Origin of the sequence: Candidatus Electronema sp. TJ (assembly GCF_048287355.1) — a bacterium.
Taxonomy (GTDB): domain Bacteria; phylum Desulfobacterota; class Desulfobulbia; order Desulfobulbales; family Desulfobulbaceae; genus Electronema.
The window spans coordinates 1-7,330 of record NZ_JBLWEP010000120.1 but is presented as its reverse complement, the minus strand read 5'-3'; the positions used below and the strand labels follow the sequence as shown (position 1 = coordinate 7,330).

Genomic DNA, 7,330 nt, shown 5'->3' with positions numbered 1-7,330 from the left:
CCATGCCTTTCGACAACTCCACCGCTTCCCTTGTTGTCCGAAGAAGATTCAAGCCATCTATGGCATCTAATCGTTTTTGAGCGGCATTTGGATCACCAGCAGCGCATTCCAGCGATACCGCTTCGGAAATATAAAGGTCATAGCTTAAACGGGAGTCCCACCATGTTTGGGTGATCTGCTGACGCGCGGCAGCAATCAGGTTCCGACTTACACGGCTGGTCAAATAGCTGATAATAGATGTCTCAATATAAACAGTTCTGCCCATTCATTCTCCTCATGCACCTTGCCGCCCGCGCCTGGGCAAGCAATGCTTCAGCCATGTGCTTCTCTCTGGTTGCTCCACGTTATATGCTCACAAATGGTTGTCCTCAACATGCTCCAGTGCCTTGGCCTTGCGGGACGGCAATGCAACCACGCGCTCCGGGTGCATGGTCTGCTTTTGCATAAGGTCTTCAAACATAGCGTCCGCATCGTAGTTAAACTGACGCGCATATTCATCTCTGGCAGCACGGGTTTCGGCAACAATCGGGTCTTTCCACATTGTTCAATCCTCCATAAGCTCAAGCGGGGTGCAGATTACAGACGGCTCATAACCAAGCATCCGGCAGGTGGCTTCAATCTTAGGGCGTGTGTGCGCATTGGCAATATGCGTGCAATTCCATGTCAGCAAATATTCGGCACCATTGACGACGGCAATGGCCACATGATACGCATCCGCCTCAGCTTTCAGCGGCAGGGCATGATGCTGGATGAGAGCTTGAGCCAGCCCGCGCACTTCAGGAGAAATTTGGAGCAATGGCAGATTGGCGATTGCTGCCAGACGACGTTGCGCCGCTTCTGGATGGCCTTTGCTGGCTTCGGAGATAACAAGTTCGGAGACGAAAACGCTGTAGTTCGGACGTTGCGTTGTCCACCAATCCACTGTCGCGCTTTGGTTTGCCATGGCCCGCAGATCATTGCTTGGCTGTGCCGTCAAATAGCTGATAATGGATGTTTCAATGTAAACAGTTCTACCCATTCATTTCTCCTTATTCACCATGCTGACGGCTTGGGCAAGCAGCACTTCAGCCATCTGCTTTTCTCCGGTTGCTCCACGTTATATGCTCATAAGGCTGGGCTGCAAGCCTGCGGTACTGTTATGGTTCAAATTTGTATGTATTGACTTCATTAGAAGAGACCTGTGTCATCAAGGAAATTCCACCAGTTGTATGCGTTGAGTACCACTTTTTCGCATGTGCAGTAAACAAGCTTGTTGCTTCACGATCCGGGTGCCCGTATTGGTTTTGGTAACCGGCACTGACTAATACTGTATCTGGCTTAATAAGTTTTATTGCCTCTGCGGAGATTCCGTTCTTCGAGCCATGATGCGGCGCATCAAGCACCTGCGATTGAAGAGCACTGCCGAAATACCTTGTTATGGAACTCCATCGATCATTTTCCGTGTCGCCGGTTATTAGGTATGTTGCGCCTGTTGAAAGTTCTCTGACCTTGCATACAAGGGAACAGTTATTTGATGATGTCATATCTGCCGAATGCGGAGAGAAAATCTCAAATTCAAATTCTGAAGAAATTTCACCGCGATAGAACCGCGTATCATTTTTGGAAAGAGAGACAGATATTTTTCTGAACTCTTTCTGTTGCTCAAAAGACTTGATAACAGAAAAGCATGTATCTGCGTTTCCAGTTTTCTTAAAGTACTTTGGATACATGACCCAATCTGGCCTATACTTGTTGAGGACAATGCGCAGGCCAACTTCATTGAAGTGGTCCGCGTCAAATCCTGTCACCATCAGTCCTATTAGATTCTTCCCCTGGAGAATGCTTGCTAATGCAGCCTTTACATTCACAATTTCAGTTTTTGGATTCAAGGGAACCCAAGTATCAATTATGAAGGCCTCTCTTTGGCCAGTTACTACTACAAACTGTCCTTGACCAACGTTGAGTGTATAGATTTTCATCATGAAACTCCTTTTTTAGTTGCCGAGATACGCTTGTTGATATATGCAGATTGCTTTTTGTAAGAGAAGGCAAACAGGACAAGCAATCCAACGATAGATATCGCCGGAAGCATTTCATTGAGTGCCGGGAATATTTTCGAGACTAATTCATAGGCATACGCAACCGCAATGCACATGAATAGCGAGCAGATGGTTCTATACATGTTGTTTGCTTCTGAAAGAACCTCAACTTTTGGATCAGCCTTAGAGGCTTTCACAAAGTCCTCATATGGAGCAAAAGATACGAATCCGATCTTCTTGAAGATTGGCTCAACAACCAGCGAGCCAATGCGACTTACTACAGATCCAATGAAGTAGTAAACAAACGCCCCGACCAGAGCATCATTTTGGATTAGGTTGTACCGTGTTACCTTAGTCACAAATACAGCGAAGAGAACCCCAGGGAACAGGTAGTTAAATATGTTATATGTTCCGATCTTATCGAGAATGTCCTTCATAGATTCTCCGTGTCTTTAATGAGAGCATGTTTATCTACGGTGCCCAACAAGGCATTATACAATTCCGCCTATTCATGCAACTATTGCACGATATACGAAAAATTGCAACTTAACCCCACGTTGGGGAGTCCCCCGCTCTCCCCAACATCCACCCTTCCGCCCCCTATTCTACACCTCCAAATCCAAAATATCCACCAGCCTGCCGCCGTAGTCGTTGCGGATCATCGTTCTGAGGGCGGCGTAATTGTCGACCGCGACGATCATGCTGTCCACAGCGGAACCGGCGAAGCCCGGCAGCGTGAATTCCCCGTTCTCAACCACCGGCACCATCGCTCCGACCGCGCCGCCGTCCTGCATGGCAATCAGGCGGAAGGCAAGCATGTTCTCCTGCAAGCTGCTGTCCACCTGGATGCGCAATCGTTCGGTCGCGCTGGCTGTGCAGCCCGTGACCCGCACATGCGGCGCGTTCTCGCTGCCGGTGAGGATGCCTGCGCCCAGCTCGCCCAGATGGGCCAGATCCACGGTCAGGGGCGCGCGCAGCCTGCGGCTGTAGATGCCGGTGCGCAGCGAGCCGTGCTCGGTGTAGCGGGTGCTGACTTCGACCGAGTATTCATTGTTCCAAGGGTCGTCTTGGGCCGGAACATGCGGCACCACCAGGATTTCCGTGTCGCTGACGCTGGCGTGCTGCGTTTGCTTCTCGCTGCCGCTGCGGGTGCCTTCGATGACGCAGCCGCAGTCCGGCTTGCTCGTGTCAAAGGCAAGATTGCTGCCGGTCAAACGGAGCACGCCCGCCGGGTTGAGCACATTGTTTAGCAGCAGGACAGTGTCTGCGGCGGAGAGGATGGTCGGGGCCTTCTCCTCGGTGCCAACCCGTTCCAAGGTCACGTTCTGCTGCACATATTGGACAAGAGGACGGGTGGCCGAGACGCTGATCCGCAGGAGTTTGTCAATCGGCGGCAGCGGGTCGTCCGGGCTGTTCAGTTTGGCATGAAAGGAGGGCGCAAAGGTGAGGGCCTCTTCCAGCGTCACCTGCATCCCGTTGCAGAGCATCTCCTTGATGTTCCTCACCGTTGCCAGAAGGAAGGCCTTGGCCTGCTCCGCGCTGATGCCGGTGTCTTTGGCAACGGCATCAGCCAGCTCGTCATAGCCCACTGTCTGTTTAGGCAGGAAGCGGAGCTTGTAGGTGATTGGTTTGGTCAGGTGGTTCGGCTCGACGCGGTATTGCACAGTGCCCATGATGCCCTCCCATTCGGGTTTAAGATATGATGATGCAAGCGGTTTTGCCTGATCAGGCCAAGATACGGCGGAGCCTGCGCTTTGTCAACAAAATAGGAGCGCGGCAAGGGACGGAGAAGCGCGGCGGAAAACATCCTAGGATGTTTCAGAAATACATCCTGAAATGTTCCGGCAATACATTCTAGGATGTATCGCCGAAACATCCTAGATAGTTTTTCAAAACATCCTGGAATGTATTGGCGGAACATCCTAGGATGTTTTGGCAGTACATCCTAGGATGTTTTTGGGGGAGGTGGGGGGAGGGGGAGAAAGCGGAAGCCTGGATGCTGTTGCGTTCCATTCAGGCTGGCTGCTTTCAAGTCAGAAGTATGCCAAGCTGTTTCAGCCGCGCCTTAATTCCACCTTTTGTCCGCTGATGAATTTCAGCAATTTCTGGAATTTTCTTGCCAGTATTAAACTCATTGAGAAGCTGTTGTTCCTCAGCTTCATCCCAAGCTCTACCTGTGTGCGCTGGCAATTCCTCATGACGGCGGTCGATGCGCTCAACTCGCTCAAGTGCTTTAACAGCGACAAACAATGCACGAATAATGTCAGGGTGCTGATATACAGCATCCAATGCCTGACCAGTTATCGGACAATGCCCGTCCGCTAATGATGTTATAATCTTTAATGCTTCTGCTGTAGTCATCTTCAAAAACCTATAATCGTATAGATTGCAGTTCCGCATTAAGCAAAGCAGGCTGGGGAAAAGCGAACTAATCCCCAGCACGCCATTTTCAAAGCCCGTCGCGGCGTTCATTGGGCTTTCTCTTGAAACGAGAGACCTAATTGTTCGGCAAGAACAGCAAGGCGTTTATCTCGTGTCCAAAGGAGTGTCTGCCTGCTCAGGGCAACTGCTGTGAGGAGATGGGCATCAATAAAGCCGACTCCATGCCCCATCAAGCGATTATGCTCAATGAAATACATCACCTCTTCATTCGTTGCTTGTGAAACGGCAGGCAGCCTTTTCAGCAAGGAGAGCAATACTTCCCTGTTCTTGAGATTACCGCAGGCAAGTTCGCCGATGATAAACGGATGAATGACTATCTGCACAGTATTCAAGAGCGATGCCAGCAGCGCATCTGTTTTGCGCAGATAGTCGATCCAGACAGAAGTGTCTGCCAGAATCATGACGGCTCTTCTGTCTGCCGCCTATGAATATCCTGCACGTCAGGTTCGGTTCCGCCAAGACTGGCAAGACGGCGGCTGCTCTCCCGTTCAATCAAGGCCTGAAGTCCCTGCCGCAGCAAAGCCGCTTTCTCTTTGATGCCGGTGAGCATCCGGGCTTCTTCAAATAATGTGCTGTCAATGGTCACGGTTGTCCGCATCATGCCTCCATAGCGATGAAGAATATCGTTCAGCTTGTCTTGCCAGCCTCTGCCGCAGCTTTTCCCAAACCATTCAGCTTGTTTTTGGGGAGGACAGGGGAGGGGAGGGGAAGAGGCCGCCCGGATGCCGCCGCATGTCATCCGGGCTGTTTGGCCGCCTGCGCTACATTTCCTGCACTGCCGTGATTCTCTTCTGATTGAGATCACGTATGAAAGAGACGGCTCCTTTCATTTGTTCTGCAAACTTGGCGGCAAGCAGCTTCTCTGCGGCGGCGAACTCGCCAAGCTCACGCAGTGCTTCAGCCTTCGTAAGGCGGTCATCGTCATTGGCCTCGTCAAGCAAGGTGATGAAGGCGCGCAAGTTCTCAATCTCGAACGAATCAAGCGGCATTTCGCGTGATGCTTCCCGGCGCTGATCATTGCCTGCCCACCATGCACGCAGGCGCACATAGCGTTCCTTCCGCTTGTCATTCATGCCAGCCTTGAGGAAACCTGCATAATCTTGCACTGTTGGAAACAATGCAGGCTGCGCGTCGGCAAATTTCTCCGCGTCAGAGTTTCCTGCGCTCCACATGCCGAGTTCCCCCACCTCTTTTTGCTGTTTGATCCAGAGAATGGCACCGCAGTGCGGGCATTTGCCGAACAAGGGGTAATCAGGCAGCATTGGCGCATCCCTCTTGCCGTCCGTCCAGAAAACAGCTCCGCAGGTGTTGCCTGACATGAGCGTGCGCTGCTCGATATGCTTCCCGCATGATGAGCATTCGCGAATCAGAGTTGGGCCTGGCAGCATATTTGCCTCCTTTCAATGGATAAATAGAAAGACTGCCGAGTATTGACTCGGCAGTTTAAGAGGCATGTCTTCTTTTGTCAACAAAATAGGAGCGCGGCAAGGCAAACAGCAGGGCGGCGGAATGCATTCCGGCATGTTCTCAGGAAAGGACAGGCAAGGCTGAAGCCTTGTCCGCAGGGCCGGTCTGCGCGGTCATGCTATTGCTTCGTGACATGCACAGCGTTTCTCAGCATTGCCAGCGCCTCGGCAACAATATTCTCGGAACCGTCATTGGTGAGAACAGTGAATGTCGGCGCGAGTCCTCCGGCAAGGAAGAATCCTTGGGTCATGTATTTATACTCTCCCGGCTTTGGAGACTTGTCTGTGACGGAAAAATAATAGCCAGTGACAGAAGGGCCTTTCAGCTCTTGGATGGGAATTTCTTTCTCAACCGCCTGCTTTCTGGCTTCTTCAACAGCCATCTCGACGCTCTTGCGCATGTCCGCCAGTGTTGGCTGCGCCATGCCTTGACTATGAGGATAAAGAGGGGTGACAGCTATTTTGAACGCCTCTCCTGCTGTCGGCGTGAAAAGAATGATTGGCGGCAGCTCATTGGAGGTCTGATGCAATATGTCGCGCCACGCCTGCGGCACCTGAAGCTGTAGTGCGCCATGTCCCGGAAGATTGTACGTCCGCGCCGCAGCAGCTTTGTCTGCTGCCGCAGGGGCTGCGGGCTTCATCTCTTCAATGCCGGCGGCACATGCGCCGCCTCCATGAAGGGCCAGCAGCGCGGCAATGCCAATTGTTCTGACTTTCATTATGTTCTCCTCTGTGTTTAGTTTAACAGCACTTGCAAAGCAGAAAAGGTTCCAGGCCTGCTTGTCAGATAATCTCCTCCAGCCCTTGGCTTGTGTGCGCCAGCCAAGGCCGGGCTGCCGCATCAATATGAGCGCGAAGCAGCGGATGTTTGATGGCGGCATAGCTTGTCACATCCACCGAAAAAGGCAGGCTGCTCTCTTGAAACAAAGTCCACAGCCGGTCACAGACAGCCTCGTCAGCATTGCCATAAAGCGCCAGATCCAAGTCTGAATTCTGCCGCTGCGTTCCTTGTGCGCGGGAGCCGAACACCGCAACCTGTTCGATGCGGTCTTGCGCTGTGAGCAGAATCTCCCGGACAAGTGCTTGCTGGGCCGCAGTCATGCCAAAGGCATCGCTCATGGCTTCTTGCCTGCTTCGATGCGCCGTTCGAGCAGAAACTCGTGCAGCTCAGCAAATGCTGCCAGATATGTGGCGCGAATATCAGCGATCACCCGTTCAAAGGTCTCGAAGTTGTAGGTGTGGGACATGCGGTTGCGGGCATCCAGAGCGTTCTGCCACGCCTCTCCCTGCTGGATGATGCCTGCCTCAAAGGCCCGGCGGATGACGGATCGCGGTGTGATCTGGTCAAAGATCACATTCTCGCTTTCCAAGTAATCCTTTAAGGTCTTCCAAGCAAGCTCCATG

12 protein-coding genes and 1 pseudogene are annotated in these 7,330 nt (G+C 52.1%); all 13 read right to left on the bottom strand.

The features are described 5' to 3' along the window. Window positions 1-265: pseudogene (locus ACNKID_RS09160) on the bottom strand (hypothetical protein); the annotation flags it as partial. Window positions 266-352: 87 nt separating this feature from the next. Next, window positions 353-541 carry a hypothetical protein gene (locus ACNKID_RS09155; RefSeq protein ID WP_417913126.1) on the bottom strand — a complete coding sequence of 63 codons (189 nt, stop codon included), beginning with the start codon at window positions 539-541 and terminating at the stop codon, window positions 353-355. A gap of 3 nt (window positions 542-544) precedes the next feature. Beyond that, entirely contained in the window at window positions 545-1,018 is a 474-nt protein-coding gene (locus tag ACNKID_RS09150) for a type II toxin-antitoxin system VapC family toxin (protein WP_417913125.1), read from the bottom strand. A 118-nt stretch (window positions 1,019-1,136) separates the two neighbouring features. Further along, window positions 1,137-1,961, bottom strand: a complete 825-nt coding sequence (locus tag ACNKID_RS09145; RefSeq protein ID WP_417913124.1) for a ComEC/Rec2 family competence protein — start codon at window positions 1,959-1,961, stop codon at window positions 1,137-1,139. Beyond that, on the bottom strand, window positions 1,958-2,455 hold the full coding sequence (locus ACNKID_RS09140) for a hypothetical protein (protein WP_417913123.1): 498 nt from the start codon (window positions 2,453-2,455) through the stop codon (window positions 1,958-1,960). Before ACNKID_RS09140 ends, ACNKID_RS09145 begins: the two co-directional genes overlap by 4 nt. A gap of 168 nt (window positions 2,456-2,623) precedes the next feature. Continuing rightward, window positions 2,624-3,691: an HU family DNA-binding protein gene (locus ACNKID_RS09135; protein ID WP_417913122.1), complete on the bottom strand. Its 1,068-nt coding sequence runs from the start codon at window positions 3,689-3,691 to the stop codon at window positions 2,624-2,626. Between the two features lie 355 nt (window positions 3,692-4,046). Then, window positions 4,047-4,490 (bottom strand): hypothetical protein, encoded by a 444-nt coding sequence (locus ACNKID_RS09130; protein ID WP_417913121.1) that lies wholly within the window; start codon window positions 4,488-4,490, stop codon window positions 4,047-4,049. Beyond that, window positions 4,487-4,861 carry a type II toxin-antitoxin system VapC family toxin gene (locus tag ACNKID_RS09125; protein ID WP_417913120.1) on the bottom strand — a complete coding sequence of 125 codons (375 nt, stop codon included), beginning with the start codon at window positions 4,859-4,861 and terminating at the stop codon, window positions 4,487-4,489. The genes ACNKID_RS09130 and ACNKID_RS09125 overlap by 4 nt, the downstream gene beginning before the upstream one ends. Next, a complete protein-coding gene (locus ACNKID_RS09120) occupies window positions 4,858-5,058 on the bottom strand; it encodes a type II toxin-antitoxin system VapB family antitoxin (protein ID WP_417913127.1) in 201 nt (66 codons plus the stop codon). Before ACNKID_RS09120 ends, ACNKID_RS09125 begins: the two co-directional genes overlap by 4 nt. Before the next feature lie 163 nt (window positions 5,059-5,221). Then, entirely contained in the window at window positions 5,222-5,779 is a 558-nt protein-coding gene (locus ACNKID_RS09115) for a hypothetical protein (RefSeq protein ID WP_417913119.1), read from the bottom strand. A 266-nt stretch (window positions 5,780-6,045) separates the two neighbouring features. Beyond that, on the bottom strand, window positions 6,046-6,645 hold the full coding sequence (locus tag ACNKID_RS09110) for a hypothetical protein (protein ID WP_417913118.1): 600 nt from the start codon (window positions 6,643-6,645) through the stop codon (window positions 6,046-6,048). Window positions 6,646-6,709: 64 nt separating this feature from the next. After that, entirely contained in the window at window positions 6,710-7,045 is a 336-nt protein-coding gene (locus ACNKID_RS09105) for a nucleotidyltransferase family protein (RefSeq protein WP_417913117.1), read from the bottom strand. Next, window positions 7,042-7,330, bottom strand: a 289-nt coding sequence (locus ACNKID_RS09100) for an HI0074 family nucleotidyltransferase substrate-binding subunit (protein ID WP_417913116.1), incomplete at its 5' end; no start/stop codon positions are given. The genes ACNKID_RS09105 and ACNKID_RS09100, both read right to left, overlap by 4 nt.